We start from the raw sequence: 14,539 nt of genomic DNA on the forward strand, positions 1-14,539 counted from the left end.
GGGCGTCGCACCGCACCGCCCTTGCCACCCCTTCGTAGGCCCGAGGTGCCCATGCCCGAGAACTGTCCGTTGCTGCACTGGTTCCTGCCCGCCGGAGGCGATCGCGCCGACATCAGCAGGCCGGTGCAGCTCGCACGCGCCGCCGAACAGGCGGGATTCACCTCGCTGTTCGCCCCCGTCGGCCCCGGCAGGGCCGACCCGTGGCAGCTCGCCTCCGTGCTCGCCGGGCAGACCGAGCGCCTCGCCTTCCTGGTCGGGGTCAGGGCCGGGGCCGCGAGCCCCACGCTCCTCGCCCAACAGGCCGACGCCTTCCGCCGGTTCACGGGCGGGCGGCTGCGGCTGCACGTCACCGCGCGCGACGGGGACCGCGCGGTGCACGATCAGCGCTACGGCCGCACCGACGAGGTGATGGCCGCCCTGCGCGACCTGCTCGACGGGCGGCGCATCGCCTTCCAGGGCCAGCACGTCCAGGTCGAGGGCGCGCGGCTCGCCGATCCGGCCGTGGAGCACAAGGTGCCGCTGTACTTCGGCGGCACGCCGGGGGCCGGTGAGAACGTGGCCGCGCGCCGGGCCGACGTCCATGTGGTGAGCGGCTCGGCGGGTCATGGCGCCGTCGCCGCCCGCATCGCGCGCCTGCGCGACCGCAACCCCGCCCTGCGCTTCGCGCTGTGCATGAACGTGGCCGACGCGCCCGGCCGGACCGCCCAACTGGTGCGCGAGTACCGGCGGTTGGGTGTCGACGAGTTCGTACTGTCGGGCCGCCCCGAGCCGGACGAGGTGCTCCGGGTGGGCGCGGAGGTGCGGGGTCTGGAAAACGCGGCGGCGCCGCCTCCCCGTGGGACCGGGAGAGACGGCGCCGCGCTGGCGTCCGACGGTGTTACACCAGCCATCCGACGAAGTGGACGATGCCGGCGAGGATGTCGGTGAGCAGGTTCATGGTGACGCGTTCTCCTTGCGATGGTGCTTGTGTGTGGGACCAACACCCCGGCCCTGTATGGGACATGGGCCGGGTGCGCGTCAACTACGGTCTGCAGCCCGTTGCTTGCGCACCGTAAGCATCGTTGGTCTCCGGTGCCTCACGCAATTTCTGGCGCCACGACCACCTGTTCGCGGGAACAACTGCTCCCTTGTTCGTTTATTCGGTGGCTCGGGGCAGGGACCGCTTGAGGATCTTGCCCATGTCGTTGCGGGGCAGGGCCGCCAGGTAGTGGACGGTGCGGGGCCTCTTGTGCGGGGCCAGGCGGGCGGCCACGTGGTCCGCCAACTCCCGCTCGCCGGGCGGCTGTTCCGCGTCTTCAGGGACGATCCAGGCCACCACCCGCTCGCCGAGATCGGGGTCGGGGGCCCCGGTGACCGCGGCCTCCTTGACGCCGGGGTGCTCCAGGAGCGCGTTCTCGATCTCGCCCGCCCCGATCTTGTACCCGCCGCTCTTGATCAGGTCGGTGGCCTTGCGCCCGATGATGCGGACCGAGCCGTCGTCCTCGCGCACGGCCATGTCGCCGGTGCGGAACCAGCCGCCGGGTGCGAACGCGGCCGCCGTCGCGTCGGGCCGGTTCAGATACTCCAGGAACAGGTTCGGCCCGCGGACCTGGATCTCGCCCACGGCCTCCGGATCGCCGGCCGGCACCTCGGTCGTCCCGTCCTCCTCGGCCAGCCGCAGCTCGACGCCCGGCAGCGGCACGCCCACCGTGCCGGGCCGCGGCTCGGCGTCCGGGAGCACGCTCGTGTTCATCAGGGTCTCCGTCATGCCGTACCGCTCGACGACCCGCTGCCCGGTGGCCGCCGTGATCCGCTCGTGGTCGTGGACGGGCAGCGCCGCGGACCCAGACACCAGGAGCCGTGCCGAGGCCAGCGCCTTCGCGAGCGCCGGATCGGCGGGCAGGGCCTCCGCGATCCGGTGGTACATCGTGGGCACCCCGAACAGCATCGTCGCCCCGGACGTCAGCTCGCGCGTCACGCCGCCCGTGTCGAAACGCCCCAGGTGACGCACCGCGCCACCGCGCCGCAGCGGGCCGATGATCCCCAGGATCAGCCCGTGCACGTGGAACAGCGGCAGGCCGTGCACCAGCGTGTCCCGCTCCGTCCACCGCCAGGCGTCGCGCAGCGCGTCGAGGGTCGAGGAGACGGCGCGGCGCGGCAGCACGGCACCCTTGGGCGGGCCCGTGGTCCCGGAGGTGTAGACGACGAAGGCGGGCGTCTCGGGATCCTCGGGCTCGTCGGGCAGCACGGCCCCTGCTTCGTTCTCTTCCCGTACGTCGATGTCGACATCGAGGTCGATGTCGATGCGGGGCAACGCGGCCAGCGCGGGCGGGAGTGGGACGTCCGGCGCCGCGAGCACCGCCTCCGGCCCGCTGTCCGCCACGATGTGCCCGAGCTCGCTGTCGCCCGACTTCGGGTTGACCGGGACGACGGCCACGCCCGCGAGCAGTGCCGCGACCGTGCCGACCGCGGTCTCCAGGGTCGGCGTCGCCCACACGGCGACCCGCGCCGAGCCACTGACCCGGGACGCCAACGGCGCTGCGGCCGCGGCGAGTTGGCCGTAGCTGAGGGCGCGGTCGCCGAAGCGCAGCGCGGGGCGGTCGGGGGTGTCGGACAGGGCCGGCAGGAGACGGGGCACGGGAACGCTCCTCGGTACGGGCTCAGCGGTACGGGTATCGGCGGTACGGGCTTGGCGGATCGGCGGATCGGCGCTGGCAGGTTAGCCGAGCGCCCTTGCGTAACCCTTGGGGGCGGCACCCGTTACGCGGGCGTGGGAATCTGGCTGCTCAACAACTTCAGCACCGCCGCGCTCGCCCTTCTCCTCGGCGGCGGCGCCGTGTTCGTCGCCCTCGCGGGCTGCACCCTGGTGCGGCGCAGATTTCCGCGTCTGGCGAGCGGTACGTACAACGAGATGATCGGCGTCGTCCTCGGCATGTACGCCGCGATCTACGGGATCATCCTCGCCTTCGTCGTCGTCGCCGAGTGGGAGGGCCTGAACGACGCCGGTACCAACGTCGCCGCCGAGGCCAGCCAGACCGCCGAAGTGCTGCGCGACGCCGAGGCGTTCCCGCCGGAGCAGCAGCGCAGGGTCTCCACGGCCATGGACGCGTACGTGCACGCCGTCGTCGACAAGCAGTGGCCGCTGATGCGCGAGGGGCGCCCCGATCCCGGGCTCACCAACCCCCAAGTCGTCGGCCTCTACACGGTGTTCCAGAGCTACGAGCCCAGGACCGAGGCCGAGAAGACGTATTACGCGCAGGCCGTCACCACCCTCGGCGAGGTCGCCTCCGCCCGCCGCACCCGGCTCGCCGACGCCGAGCAGTCCCTGCCGATGCTGCTCGACGTGCTCGTCTACGGCGGCGCCCTCGTCATGCTCCCGCTGACCTTCCTCTACGGCATCGAGAGCCTGCGCGCCCAGCTGATGTTCGTCGCCGCGGTCGCCGCGCTGATCGGCGTCAGCCTGCTGCTCTGCCTCACCCTCGACCATCCCTTCGCCGGGGATCTGGCGGTGTCCCCGCAGCCGTTCAAGGAAGGCGTCCTCGCGAAGTTCTGGCGGTGAACGGGCTGCCCGACCTAGGCTCGTACCGAACATTCGTACCGAACACACGTCACCCACGACACACCACTGCCCGGTGACGGAGCCGGCGAGGAGTGCGCGTCCCCGCTCCCCGTCCGAACCGGAAGGCTCCAGGCGCGCTCACGGGTCGGCACGTCCGGACGCCGACGACCCCGTGTGAGCGCGTCCCGCCGTGCGGCGAAAGGGACGCGCCGTGCCCTCGGCGACCTATCTCACCCTGCTCCGGATGCCCGGTGCCGCCCGCTTCTTCCTCGCCGCCGCCGTCGGCCGCGTCGGCCTCGCCATGACCGGGCTCGGCATCGTCTGGCTGGTGCACGCCCGCACCGGTTCCTACGCCGACGCGGGCCTCGTCACCGGCTGCTTCGCCCTCGCCGAGGCGCTCGGCGGGCCCCAACTCGGCCGTCTCGCCGACCGGTTCGGGCAGGCCCGCGTCCTGCCCTGCGCCGCCGCGGTGCACGCGGGAGCCATCGGGCTGCTGTTCGCCACAGGCCCCGGCACCGTCGTCGGGGCGGCACTCGCCGGAGCGAGCCTGCCGCAGCTCGGCGCGTGCTCCGCGGCCCGCTGGGCGGCGCTGCTGCGCGGACCCGACGGCGCTGACGAGGCCGCGCTGCCCCGCGCCTTCACCCTGGAAGCCCTCGCCAACGGCCTGTCCTTCCTGGCCGGACCCGCCCTCGTCAGCGCCGTCGGGGCCGCCGGGCATCCGCGCCTCGGCGTGCTGCTCGCCGTCGGTCTCGTCAGCGGCGGCAGCCTGGCCCTCGCCGTGCAGCGGAGCACGGCGCCACCGGTCGCGGGCCGCGCCGAGCGCCGCCACGCGGGCCGTGCGCTGTTCCGCCCCGCCTTCGCCCGGCTCGTCGCCCTCACCCTCGCCCTCGGCGTCTTCTTCGGCGCGATGCAGGTGTCGGTGACGGCGTACGCGGTCGGCCGCGGCACGCCCGACCTGGCGCCGCTGCTGTACGGGGTCTCCAACTGCACGAATCTGGTGGGCGGTTGGCTCTACGGGGCCAGGCGCACGGCCGCCCCACCTACCAGGCAGCTCACCGTGGCCGCCGCCTGCCTGGCCCTCGCGAGTCTCCCGCTCCTGGTGCTCGACGCCCCGCTCCCGGTCGCGGCGGCCCTCGCCCTGACGGGCCTCGCGGTACCGGTACTCCTGGTCCTCTCCTCCCTCCTCACGGAGGCCGCGGTGCCGGGCGCCGCGCTCACCCAGGCCTTCACCTGGCTGGGCTCGGCGAGCGCCGCGGGCTCGGCAGGGGCCGCGGCGCTCGCCGGGCGGGCGGTGGACAAGGCGGGCCCGCACGCGGGGTTCGCGATCGGGGCGGCGGCGGCCCTCGGGATGACCGTGCTCGCCGCGTCGCCTCAGAAGCCGCTGTGGAAGAAGGCTCAGAAGACGGAGATGCGCGTGCGGTGATGACGCGGCCGCTCCGCCTCGTCGAGCACCGCCACCGCCAGATCCGCGTACGAGAACGGGACGTCGTCCGGGGGTGCCGTGTCGCCGCCCGTCCGGTAGCGGCCGGTGCGCGGGAGCGTCGCGTCGAGCCCCGCGGGCGGGGTGAGCATAAGCCAGTCGGGGGCCGGGTCCGCGGCCCGCAGCCGGTCGAGGCCCGCGGTGTGCGCGCGGGCGAACGGCAGGATGAACGCGGGGAAGCGGGACGGGTCCTCCATGACGGGCCGTCCCGTGGCGTCGAGGAGGTTCGCCGCCAGCCCGATGAACAGCGGCCGCGGCACCCCCGAGCCGAGCAGCGCGTCGGCCGCCTTCACGAAGAACTCGGGGTCGAGCCCGGCGAACCCCTGCTCGGGCCCGGAGAACGGGGAGACGGCGTGCACCGCCGCCGCGTGCCCCGGGGCAAGCTCCGCCATGCGTCCGGCATCCGTGACGTCACCGGCGACGAGCTCGACGCCGTCGGCCGCGAGATGCCGATGCCTCCCCAAGTCCCGTACAACAGCCGTCACTTGGTGCCCTCGGGCCCGTGCCTCGGCGGTCACCGCGCGGCCCGCCCGGCCGCCCGCGCCCACTACCAGAATGCTGAAGTCGGTGGTCATGGCGGGGACCGTAGCCCCCGGCCCACCGGTTACCGCAACGAAACCGGCGGGCACCGGCCGCGCCCGCCGCGTTAGCCTCGTGGCATGGCCACGCCCCTCGACCCGGAGATGTTCGACCCGCGGTGCCCGTCGTCCGTGATGCCGATCCGGATCGGGGACAAGTGGACGGGCATGGTCGTGCGCTGCCTGGAAGGCGGGCCGCGCCGGTTCGGCGAACTGCGGGAGCCGCTGCGCGGCATCACCCCCAAGGTCCTCGCCGCGACCCTGCGCGCCATGGAGCGCGACGGGCTCGTCACCAGGACCGCGTACGACGAGAACCCGCCGCGCGTCGAGTACGCACTCACGCCGCTCGGCCACACCCTGACCGGGATCATCGATGCCGCGCGCGCCTGGAGCGAGGAGCACCTGCCGCAGCTGCTCGAAGCCAGACGGGCGGCGGCGGACACGCAGGAACAGCACGCACAGGCACAGCACACCAAGGAGTAGCACCCGTATGTCCCGCATAGCCCTCGCCACCTACCGGCCCCGGGGCGACCAGCCCGTCGACCGTGATCTGCCGCTGCTCGTCGAGGAGTTGAGGCACTCCGGGGCCGACGCCGTCGCCGTGCCGTGGGACGACGCGGACGTCGACTGGGCGGACTTCGACCTCGCCGTGGTGCGCTCCACGTGGGACTACAGCTGGCGGCGCGAGGAGTTCCTGGAGTGGGCCGCGCGCTGCGCCGCCGCGACCCGGCTCGCGAACCCCGTCGACGTGCTCCGCTGGAACACCGACAAGCGCTACCTCGGCGACCTGGCGGCCGCGGGCGTCCCGACGGTCCCGACCGCGTACGTCGCGCCGGGCGACGCCCCTGCCCTTCCGGCCGACCGCCCTTACGTGATCAAGCCGACGGCCGGGGCGGGAGCCCGCTACGCGGCGCGCTACACCCCGGCCGAACAGGCCGTCGCACTACGCCAGTTGGCGCGTATGCACGAGGAAGGCCTCACGGCGATGGTGCAGCCGTACGTCGACGGCATCGACGTGACGGGGGAGCGGGCCGTGCTCTTCTACGGCGGCAGCTTCCTGCACTCCATCCGCAAGGGCGCGGTCCTGTCACCCGGCGTCGCGTTCGACACCCGCAAGACGGCCCACCCGTCCCTGGAGCCCTGGCAGCCCACCGAGGCCGAACTCGCCGTCGCGGAACGGGCCTTGGCGACGGTGCCGGGCGGTGCGGAGCGCCTGCTCTACGCGCGGGTCGACCTCGTGGACGGCGCGGACGGCCGCCCCTGCGTCATGGAGCTGGAACTGGTCGAGCCGAATCTGTTCCTGAGCGCGGTGCACCCGGGCTCGGTGGGCGCGGTCGCGGCGGCGATCGTGAAGGCGGCGGCATAGAGGGCAACGCGAACCTCTGCCCCTGGCTCCGGCTGACAGCCTTGTGTGGCCCCACCCTGTAATCAGGCGGGGGGCGGGTTGTGTGGCGTGGGCCGAAGGTCATCAAGGCTGCGGAGGAGGACGGCGAGCGATTGCTGTGGGTCCTGCTGGGCGGTGTCGATGACGATGCGCTCGCGGTCCCATGGTTCGTAGTCGCGGTCGAGGATCTGCTGCCAGTCGGGCAGTGGCAGGTCGGGGACGTCGACCGAGCGTGAGGTGGCACGGCGCCGATGCTCTGCCGGGGCGGAGCAGATCACTTCCACCTCGGCGACGGGGACGGCTGCCTTGACCCCCACGTCCCGCCAGCTGTTGCGGGTGACGGCAAGGGGGTTCACCGACTCCGCGATCACGGTCAGACCTTGGTGGAGATACTCCTCGGCCAGGGCGTATCCGACGACGTAGCCGGCCGGTCCGATGGGGTGGTGAGCCAGGCCGGAACGAACGATGGCCTGTTCGATGGTGTCGATCCGCAGGTGAACCCCACCGATCTGTGCAGCCAGCAGGCGTGCGAGGGTCGTCTTTCCTGTTGCAGGCAGTCCGCCGATCACGATGAGCATGCAGTCATGCTGCCGGAGTTGATGACGGGACGTGCGGTTGATGGTCGGGATGATCGCTGCCATTGGGCCTGAGCTCGTTGTTGCGCGTGGGCGAGGCGGTAGGAGTCGGTGCCGGTCGCGATGTCCCCACCGCAAGAAGAGCGGTGGGGCCAAAACTGCCTTACATCACCCCGCCGCCAACACTGGTGGGGCCACTGCTGATTACCGATCGAGGCCACGAACCAGCCCGTGCCCGTGGTTCCGGTACGGGACGCCGAGCCGATTGCCGACTTCTGCCAGGACGTCCGGGCAGAAGTAGTACCAGCGCAGGGTCGTGATGCGGCCGTCGGCCGCCTCCGCACGGAGGACGTCCTCGACCGCTTCGGTTCCGTCGCCGTCGGTTGGGGTCGCCCACATCAAAACCAGTGGATCTCCGTCCAGCTCCCGCACTTCGGCGCGCCAGCGGACGGAGGTCTCCAGGTACAGCGTGTGGTGGAGCGAGCCGGCGGTGATCTGGTCGCGCCCGACTTCGTGGGCCACGCCGATGACGTCGCTGACCGCGTCCTCGACGAAGAGCTTCGTCAGCCGGTCCAGGTCGTAGGCAGTGAACGCCTCGGCAAGAGCATCGATGGTGTCCCGATCGGGAGTGGCGCGACGGGCGATCGCGGCGGAACGGTCGGGGTCGGTGAGCCGCCCCCGACCACGGTGCAGCGCGGCTTTGACCGCCCCCTCGGTGGTGCCGAGCATGGCGGCGATCTCCTTCAACGGAAGGTCGAACACGTCCTTGAGCACGACAGCGGCACGCTCCTGGGGCGCCAGCAGGGTTGTCATCTCCGCCAGCGCGTCCCTCACTTCGATGGGATCGGCGACGGCGAACGCCGCACGCTCGGACGGCTCCACGAGCAGCGGGGCGGGGCGGCGGACTTGGTCGAGGTAGGCGTTGGTCGCAATCCGCACCAGCCATGCCATCGGTCGCTCGATCGGCTGGTGTGACTGTGCCGCGCGCGTGAGGGCACGAGCGAGCGTCTCCTGGGCCAGATCCTCGGCGTCCCACACGCTGCCGGTCAGGCGACGGCAGTACCGAAACAGCTCTCCCCGCAACGGCTCCAGAGCGACCAGGAACTCCCTGCGTGCGGCCTGGGCCGCAGCGACCACGGGCTGCGGCAGGACGTCGGGCACGGGAGATTGATCGGTGTGAGGTGTCACTTCGCAGCTCCTAGACGGTGAACGGCTGTACACACCAGTACGACGTGGGAGCCTTCAAGTCCGATACGTGGCTGCGAAAGTGACCCCGATCACTCCTTCGGTGTAAAGGTGTCAGGACCTGTGCAGGGCGGCTCAGGGCTTCGATGGCCCGCGTGCAGGCGGTGAACGTCTCATCGGCTGTCGCAGGTTCGCCCACGGAACGTACGGCCGGGGTGCGGGGCACGGCGCCGTCTCCTCGGTGGTCAGGTCCTGGGGCCGTCCGTGCACGGGCACGGCAGTCCTCACGACCAGGAGGGGACCTCGCGCTGTGAGCCGATCACGCCAGCGGCAGTGGACGGGGCGACGTTCCCGGCTCCGGAGCGATGCCGGGCAGGTGCGCGCGTACGGTCTTGCCGCCGCCGTCGCGCAGGAACCAGCACAGCTCGGCGCCGAGCCGGCGCGCGAGCCAAAGGCCGCGCCCACCCTCCTGCAACATGTCGCCGCGGACCAGGTTCGCGAAATCGGGGAACGCGCCGACCGCATCGGAGACGTCGACCAGCAGGCCCCCGGAGCCGAGGTACGCCAGGCGCACGGCGACGAGTGCGTCGACGACCCGGCCGTAGTTGATCGCGTTGGTGACCAGCTCGGAGATGATCAGGACGGCGTCCTGTTGGTCTCCGGGCCAGCCCCACATGGCGAGTTGGCGGCGCGCGTGAAGTCGGATCAGCGGGAGCGACCGGTACACCATGGTGTAGTCCGTCTGCCACAGGTGTCTGATGGCCCCCGTGGGGGTCGGCGGCAGGTCCATGTTCACGGTCGCAGGTCCCCTCGTAGGCGACGGTGGATGTCCGCCCGCTTGGGGGCGGACGGCCCGCTACCAGACAACGCCTGTGAAGGGCCGGAGCCCAGGCAATTCGGGGAATGACAGAGACGTGAACTACCGGTAATTTTTACCTTGTTGATACCCGCGCCTCCCGGCCGCCGCTACCGTCTGACCATGACGGGGAATGCGTTGCTTGCAGCTCGCATGAAGGATGCCGGACTGGGCCAGCAGGAGCTCGCCGAGAAGCTCAACGAGCGGATCGGCCACTTCACAGGCCGCCTGGGAACCCTCGCGGACCGGCACATCCGCAACTACCTCACCGGCCGAACCCGGTGGCCGCAGGCGAGACAACGCCGCGCCCTCGAAGAGGAATTCGGCTGCCCCGTCGAGGAGCTCGGGTTCAGCCGACCACCTCGCCGAGCACCATCGGTGAGACCAGGTCATCCGGAGGACTCCGTGCGGCGACGCACCTTCGGCGGATCCGCGATCGGCCTCGTGGCCGCGGCGGCTCTGCCACCTGCCCCCAGCCGCAACGTCCTGCGTGTCGGAATGAACGACGCCAACCGTCTGGAGCATGCCTTCGCTCAGCTCATCGTCTCGGACAACGAGCACGGCCCCGCCCTCGACATTCAGACGCGGGCTCTCGCGTTCGCCCACCACACCAAGGAACTCCAGCAAGTCGGATCCGCCAGCCAGCGCGTCCGAGCCCGCCTGTACTACCTGGCCGCCGCCTTCACCGGCACCGCAGTGTGGGCCGCCATCGACGCTCGGCAACCCCAACGTGCGCAGCAGTATTTAGACCGGGCGATGACCCTGGCCAGCCTGTCCGGCAGTGAGGAAATTCGGCTCCGCCTACTCGGCCACGCCACGCTCCTTGCCACTCAGCAGGGCGATCCGCACGACGCGGTAGCCGCCGCCCAGGCAGGCCGTTCCTCTTCCATGTGCCGACGCGACCCCCTGTTCCGGTCCCTGGCTTCCGCCCGCCTCGCCGCGGCTCTCGCCTCCAAGCCGGACCAACGAGGTGCCGAGCGTGCCTTGGAGGGAGCCCGCAACGCCCTCGGCAAAGCGGACCCGCACGCCCAACGCCCGGCGTGGATCGGCTTCTACGACCGTGCAGAACTGGACGGGCTGTCCGCGCTCACCATGTCCAAGCTGGGCCAACACGAGCAAGCCGAGGCCTACTTCCACCGCGCTCTCGCCCAGCTGCGCGCCGAATACCGGCGCAACCACACCTACTACAGTGCCCAGCTCGCTCTCTCCCAGGTCAGGCAGGGCGATATCGAGCACGCTTGCGCGACAGCCGTCTCTGTACTGCCGAGTGCGGGCGGTGATTCACTGACCGGGCGATCAGGCCGCCTGCTCGACCAGTTCAGCACCGCGCTGGCGGCCTTCGCCCCGGACAGTCGACACGCCACCGACTGGGCCGACCAGTACGCGAACGCGAGGAGGGCACAGACATGACCGTCGAGGTCAAGCACTACACCGCCGAGCACCTCTCGGAGATCCGGCAGCTCATCCTCGACATCCACGTTGAAGTACGCCATCACGACTTCGGCCTGAACAACGAGTTCAACAGCGTGGAACGGTTCGGCGAACGGCTCACGCGGTACGCCTCCCGCCCGGGATTCACCGCGGCCGTCGGCTGGGACGGCGACACGGCGGCCGGCTTCGCCTTCGGTATCACCCTCGGCCCAGAAAGCACTTGGTGGCGCTCGATGATCACCCCGCTGCCCGACGGTTACACCGCCGAAGACGGACAGCGCACCGTCGCCCTGAACGAGATCGTCGTACGCAAGCCGTGGCGAGGCCGCGGCGTGGCCTGGCAACTGCACGAGGAGTGGCTGGCCCGTCGTACCGAGCAGCGCGTCACCCTCCTGGTCAACCCGGCCGCGGGCGGCGGCTCCGTGCAGGCCGTGTACGAGGCGTGGGGGTACCGGGCCATCGGCAAGCAGCAACCGTTCTCCGACAGCCCTGTCTATGTGTCCATGACCCGCGAACTGGCCTAGGTGCTAGGGAAGTCCATCGCGACGAGTTCGACCTCGAACCCGTCGACGTTCTCCAGGTAGGCCGCGTAGTGCTGGTCCCCACCGGCGTGCGGATGCCGGTCGGGGAACAGCAGGTGCCAGCCGTGCCGGGGCGACTCGGCGGTCAGTTCCTCGACGGTCGCGGCGTCCGCGACGTGGAACGCCAGGTGGTTGAGGCCGGGGCGGAGGCGGTCGTGGCGGGTGGCGGTGAGCGCCGGGGACTGTTCGACGACGACGTAGGTCGGGCCCAGGCGCCAGCTGTGGCCCGTCTCCCAGGTCTGGGACACGGTGTAGCCGAGGGACTCGAGCAGCCAGCCCAGGGACGTACGGGCGCGGGTGAGGTCGGGGACCCAGAGTTCCACGTGGTGCAGGGCGCCGTGGGTCGGGCCGGGGGCTTCTTCGTACGGCGTCATGTGCGTCAGACCTCCGTCCACCGCTGCAGCAGGCCCCACGTGAACTCCGCCCGTACCGAGCGGGGCCGGCCCTGGTCGTCCGGGGCCGTGAACGCCAGGCCCCAGCGCGTGGGGGCCGAGCCCTCCAGGGGGCGGGCCGGAGGGAAGGCGCGGGCCGTCTCGTCGACCGTGCAGGACCAGGGGGTCAGGTCGGCCACCGTGCGCAGGGCCGGTCCTGGGGTGCCCGGGGTGCGGATCAGCCACTCGTTCCAGACCGCGCCCTGCGGCGAGAGCAGCACCTCGAAGCGGAGGTCGGGCCAGAGGGGGACCGGCCAGAGCAGCGCCTCGCACTCCATGTCGCCGATCCGGCGGGTGAGGCGCTGTTCGGGGGCGCCCAGGATCGAGCGGTACCGCGACACGGACGTCCCCGGGCGGCGCGAGTGCAGCATCGCCTGCCAGCGGCGGTTCGCCTCCCGCATGTCCGCCACGGAGACGCCGAGGTCGGCGCGGGCGGTCTCGACCAGCTCCGGGTTGTGATCGGCCATGCGGCGCAGGAGGACGAGCTGGAAGTCGAGCGGGGTGAACGGGTCAGCGGGCTCAGCGGGGGGTCCTGGCATGTGTTCCATGGTCGCTTACCGTGCCGGGTGTGCGGCCATCAGGGAGGAACAGGACCGAGTTCACGTAGCGCGGTCGGCGGCCGCTCGGCGTGAGCGCCCGGCGCAGCAGGCCCTGGGAGGCGATGTGGGACGTGCCCCCCTGGTGGGCCGCCAGGTCGAAGGCCGACAGGGGCAGCCACGTGGAGCCCGGCAGGACCCAGCCGTCGTAGCCCAGCGAGCGGAGGTGGGCGACGACCGGGGCTATCGGCTGGATGCGGGTCTCCAGCTCGATGAACAGGGCCGGGCGGTCGCGGGACAGGACCTCGCGGGCGCCGCGCAGTACCGCCAGCTCCGCGCCGTCCACGTCGATCTTGATGAAGTCGACGTCGCGCAGGGCGAGTTCGTCGAGCGTGACGCAGGAGACGGGGTGCGGGGTCGGCGCGTGCAGGTCGTCCCGGCGCACCAGGGAGGAGACACCGCGCTCGCCGCGTTCGTCGCGCGGCGGCTGCCACAGGGGCGCCGCGCCCGGCCGGTCGCTGGCCGCGGCCCGGACCACCCGCACGTTCGACGGGGCGGACGCGGCGAGCGTACGCGCCAGGTGCGGCACCGGTTCGAGGGCGACGACCCGATGGGCGTACGGCGCGAGGCGGTGGGTCCAGGGCCCGTACCAGCCGCCGACGTCCACGGCCGTGCCGCAGCGGCCGCGCGGCGCGGGCAACATGTCGGCCAGGCGCGCCAGTTCGGGTTCGAAGCGCGGATAGAGGGCCCGCGCCGTGGCCGCGGTGAGGCGGGCCGGAAGGTAGGGGGCCAGGCGGGCGGCGAGGGTGGTCACGGCTGTGCCCGGCCCGCCTGCTCCACCTGTTTGAGGAGCTGCTCGTGCTCGTCCTCCGGGAGTTGCTCGCCGGAGGAGGGGAGGAGCTGCGGAATGCCGTCGACGATCGGATAGCGGCGGTGCAGACGCGGGTTGTAGAGCCCCTCGCCGTCCGGCAGGAGCAGCAGCGGGCCCTTGTCGAGCGGGCAGGCGAGGATGTGCAGCAGCGGGTCATCAGGGTTCATGCGGGAGCAACTCCTTAGGTGACGAGGCGAGTTGGGGTGGATCGGGTGGCGCGTCGTGTTTCGGCATGAGGAGCAGGACGGCCACCGCGAGCGCCGTGCCGGTCACACGCAGCGCGAGCCGCAGTGGCTCGGACGGCAGGGACTCGCCGAACGCCGCCGTCCCGAGCACCGCCGTGAACAGGGAGGTCACCGTCGTGCACACCGGCACGATCAGCGAGGCGCGGCAGCGCTGCAGCGCCGCCTGCGACATGACCAGGCCGCACGCGCCCGTGCAGAGGAGGAGATAGGGGTAGGGGGACGCCAACAGGCCCCAGACGTCCGGGAGTTCACCGGAGACTCCCTTGATGGCCAGGGAGCTGACCCCGTAGAGCAGACCGACCGCGACGCCGTACTCGACGCCCGTGGTCGGCATCCGGTGCCGGTGCCGCGACCTGCGCTCGGCGGCCGCGTACAGGAACAGGCCCGCCGCGAGCGACGGCACGCACACGGCGAGGATCAGCGGGGCGGGCGCGCCGCCGCCGACCGTGTCCGGGTCCTGCCCCGTGTCGCGCAGGGACAGCACCACCATGAGCAGGGCGAGCAGGATCGCGGCGATGGCGTACCGCTCGCGGCCCGAGGTGCGTTCGCCGAGGAGCCGTGAGGACAGCAGGAGCAGCAGCACCAGGCCGGAGACGAAGATGCCCTGCGCGGCCGCGATCGGCAGCGTGCGGTAGACGGCCAGTTGGGCGCCGAAGCCGGACGCCAGAGCGATCGAACCGGCCAGCCACAGCGGGCTCGCGACGACCTGCCGCAGCAGGTGCACCGGGCGGCGCACGCTGACCTCGGGCAGCCGGGTCAGGGCCCGCTTCTCCAGGACGAAGCCGACGCTGTACAGGGTGTTCGCGAGCAGGGCCGCGCCGACTCCCCATGCCACGGCGGGCATCGCG

Annotated in this window: 17 protein-coding genes; 7 read left to right on the forward strand and 10 right to left on the reverse strand. The window is 72.0% G+C overall.

Features of this window, described 5'->3' with window-relative positions:
- Positions 1-51 precede the first annotated feature (51 nt).
- Complete coding sequence (locus ACIBUY_RS19695) at positions 52-927, forward strand: LLM class flavin-dependent oxidoreductase (RefSeq protein WP_365575058.1); 876 nt, start codon at positions 52-54, stop codon at positions 925-927.
- Positions 928-1,135: 208 nt separating this feature from the next.
- On the opposite strand, the gene ACIBUY_RS19700 is transcribed toward ACIBUY_RS19695, so the two are convergent.
- Complete coding sequence (locus tag ACIBUY_RS19700; protein ID WP_399153198.1) at positions 1,136-2,617, reverse strand: acyl-CoA synthetase; 1,482 nt, start codon at positions 2,615-2,617, stop codon at positions 1,136-1,138.
- 132 nt (positions 2,618-2,749) lie between these two features.
- Between ACIBUY_RS19700 and ACIBUY_RS19705 the strand changes: the two genes are divergently transcribed.
- Both ACIBUY_RS19705 and ACIBUY_RS19710 read left to right on the forward strand, forming a co-directional pair.
- Positions 2,750-3,538 carry a hypothetical protein gene (locus tag ACIBUY_RS19705; RefSeq protein WP_365575064.1) on the forward strand — a complete coding sequence of 263 codons (789 nt, stop codon included), beginning with the start codon at positions 2,750-2,752 and terminating at the stop codon, positions 3,536-3,538.
- A 211-nt stretch (positions 3,539-3,749) separates the two neighbouring features.
- On the forward strand, positions 3,750-4,961 hold the full coding sequence (locus ACIBUY_RS19710; protein WP_399153199.1) for an MFS transporter: 1,212 nt from the start codon (positions 3,750-3,752) through the stop codon (positions 4,959-4,961).
- Here the strand turns inward: ACIBUY_RS19710 and ACIBUY_RS19715 are convergent.
- A complete protein-coding gene (locus ACIBUY_RS19715) occupies positions 4,934-5,593 on the reverse strand; it encodes an NAD(P)-dependent oxidoreductase (RefSeq protein WP_399153200.1) in 660 nt (219 codons plus the stop codon). The two genes, ACIBUY_RS19710 and ACIBUY_RS19715, sit on opposite strands and share 28 nt — an antisense overlap.
- An 84-nt stretch (positions 5,594-5,677) precedes the next feature.
- Here ACIBUY_RS19715 and ACIBUY_RS19720 point away from each other — a divergent pair, with 84 nt between their 5' ends.
- Both ACIBUY_RS19720 and ACIBUY_RS19725 read left to right on the forward strand, forming a co-directional pair.
- Complete coding sequence (locus ACIBUY_RS19720) at positions 5,678-6,079, forward strand: helix-turn-helix domain-containing protein (protein ID WP_365575073.1); 402 nt, start codon at positions 5,678-5,680, stop codon at positions 6,077-6,079.
- A gap of 7 nt (positions 6,080-6,086) precedes the next feature.
- The gene (locus ACIBUY_RS19725; protein ID WP_399153201.1) at positions 6,087-6,962 is read left to right on the forward strand and encodes a RimK family alpha-L-glutamate ligase; all 876 of its coding nucleotides are present in this window, start codon (positions 6,087-6,089) and stop codon (positions 6,960-6,962) included.
- 62 nt (positions 6,963-7,024) lie between these two features.
- Here the strand turns inward: ACIBUY_RS19725 and ACIBUY_RS19730 are convergent, their stop codons facing one another.
- From ACIBUY_RS19730 to ACIBUY_RS19740, 3 genes are all read right to left on the reverse strand, one after another.
- Positions 7,025-7,558 carry an AAA family ATPase gene (locus tag ACIBUY_RS19730; protein WP_399153480.1) on the reverse strand — a complete coding sequence of 178 codons (534 nt, stop codon included), beginning with the start codon at positions 7,556-7,558 and terminating at the stop codon, positions 7,025-7,027.
- A 201-nt stretch (positions 7,559-7,759) separates the two neighbouring features.
- Complete coding sequence (locus tag ACIBUY_RS19735; protein ID WP_399153202.1) at positions 7,760-8,716, reverse strand: sigma-70 family RNA polymerase sigma factor; 957 nt, start codon at positions 8,714-8,716, stop codon at positions 7,760-7,762.
- 343 nt (positions 8,717-9,059) lie between these two features.
- Entirely contained in the window at positions 9,060-9,530 is a 471-nt protein-coding gene (locus tag ACIBUY_RS19740) for an ATP-binding protein (protein WP_399153481.1), read from the reverse strand.
- A gap of 189 nt (positions 9,531-9,719) precedes the next feature.
- Between ACIBUY_RS19740 and ACIBUY_RS19745 the strand changes: the two genes are divergently transcribed.
- Together ACIBUY_RS19745 and ACIBUY_RS19750 are read left to right on the forward strand one after the other, a co-directional pair.
- Positions 9,720-11,006, forward strand: coding sequence for an XRE family transcriptional regulator (locus ACIBUY_RS19745; protein ID WP_399153203.1), 1,287 nt, complete (start codon positions 9,720-9,722; stop codon positions 11,004-11,006).
- Positions 11,003-11,551: a GNAT family N-acetyltransferase gene (locus ACIBUY_RS19750; protein ID WP_399153204.1), complete on the forward strand. Its 549-nt coding sequence runs from the start codon at positions 11,003-11,005 to the stop codon at positions 11,549-11,551. Before ACIBUY_RS19745 ends, ACIBUY_RS19750 begins: the two co-directional genes overlap by 4 nt.
- Here the strand turns inward: ACIBUY_RS19750 and ACIBUY_RS19755 are convergent.
- Genes ACIBUY_RS19755 through ACIBUY_RS19775 form a run of 5 tightly spaced genes read right to left on the reverse strand, consistent with a single transcriptional unit; the run spans position 11,548 to position 14,535 of the window.
- The gene (locus tag ACIBUY_RS19755; protein WP_399153205.1) at positions 11,548-11,982 is read right to left on the reverse strand and encodes a VOC family protein; all 435 of its coding nucleotides are present in this window, start codon (positions 11,980-11,982) and stop codon (positions 11,548-11,550) included. The two genes, ACIBUY_RS19750 and ACIBUY_RS19755, sit on opposite strands and share 4 nt — an antisense overlap.
- Before the next feature lie 5 nt (positions 11,983-11,987).
- A complete protein-coding gene (locus ACIBUY_RS19760) occupies positions 11,988-12,578 on the reverse strand; it encodes a hypothetical protein (protein ID WP_365575124.1) in 591 nt (196 codons plus the stop codon).
- A complete protein-coding gene (locus ACIBUY_RS19765) occupies positions 12,559-13,389 on the reverse strand; it encodes an FkbM family methyltransferase (protein ID WP_399153206.1) in 831 nt (276 codons plus the stop codon). Before ACIBUY_RS19765 ends, ACIBUY_RS19760 begins: the two co-directional genes overlap by 20 nt.
- Positions 13,386-13,613 (reverse strand): Trm112 family protein, encoded by a 228-nt coding sequence (locus ACIBUY_RS19770; protein WP_365575129.1) that lies wholly within the window; start codon positions 13,611-13,613, stop codon positions 13,386-13,388. The genes ACIBUY_RS19765 and ACIBUY_RS19770 overlap by 4 nt, the downstream gene beginning before the upstream one ends.
- Positions 13,603-14,535, reverse strand: a complete 933-nt coding sequence (locus ACIBUY_RS19775) for a hypothetical protein (protein ID WP_399153207.1) — start codon at positions 14,533-14,535, stop codon at positions 13,603-13,605. Before ACIBUY_RS19775 ends, ACIBUY_RS19770 begins: the two co-directional genes overlap by 11 nt.
- Positions 14,536-14,539 lie beyond the last annotated feature (4 nt).

This window comes from Streptomyces sp. NPDC050085, assembly GCF_044460595.1.
Taxonomy (GTDB): Bacteria; Actinomycetota; Actinomycetes; order Streptomycetales; family Streptomycetaceae; genus Streptomyces.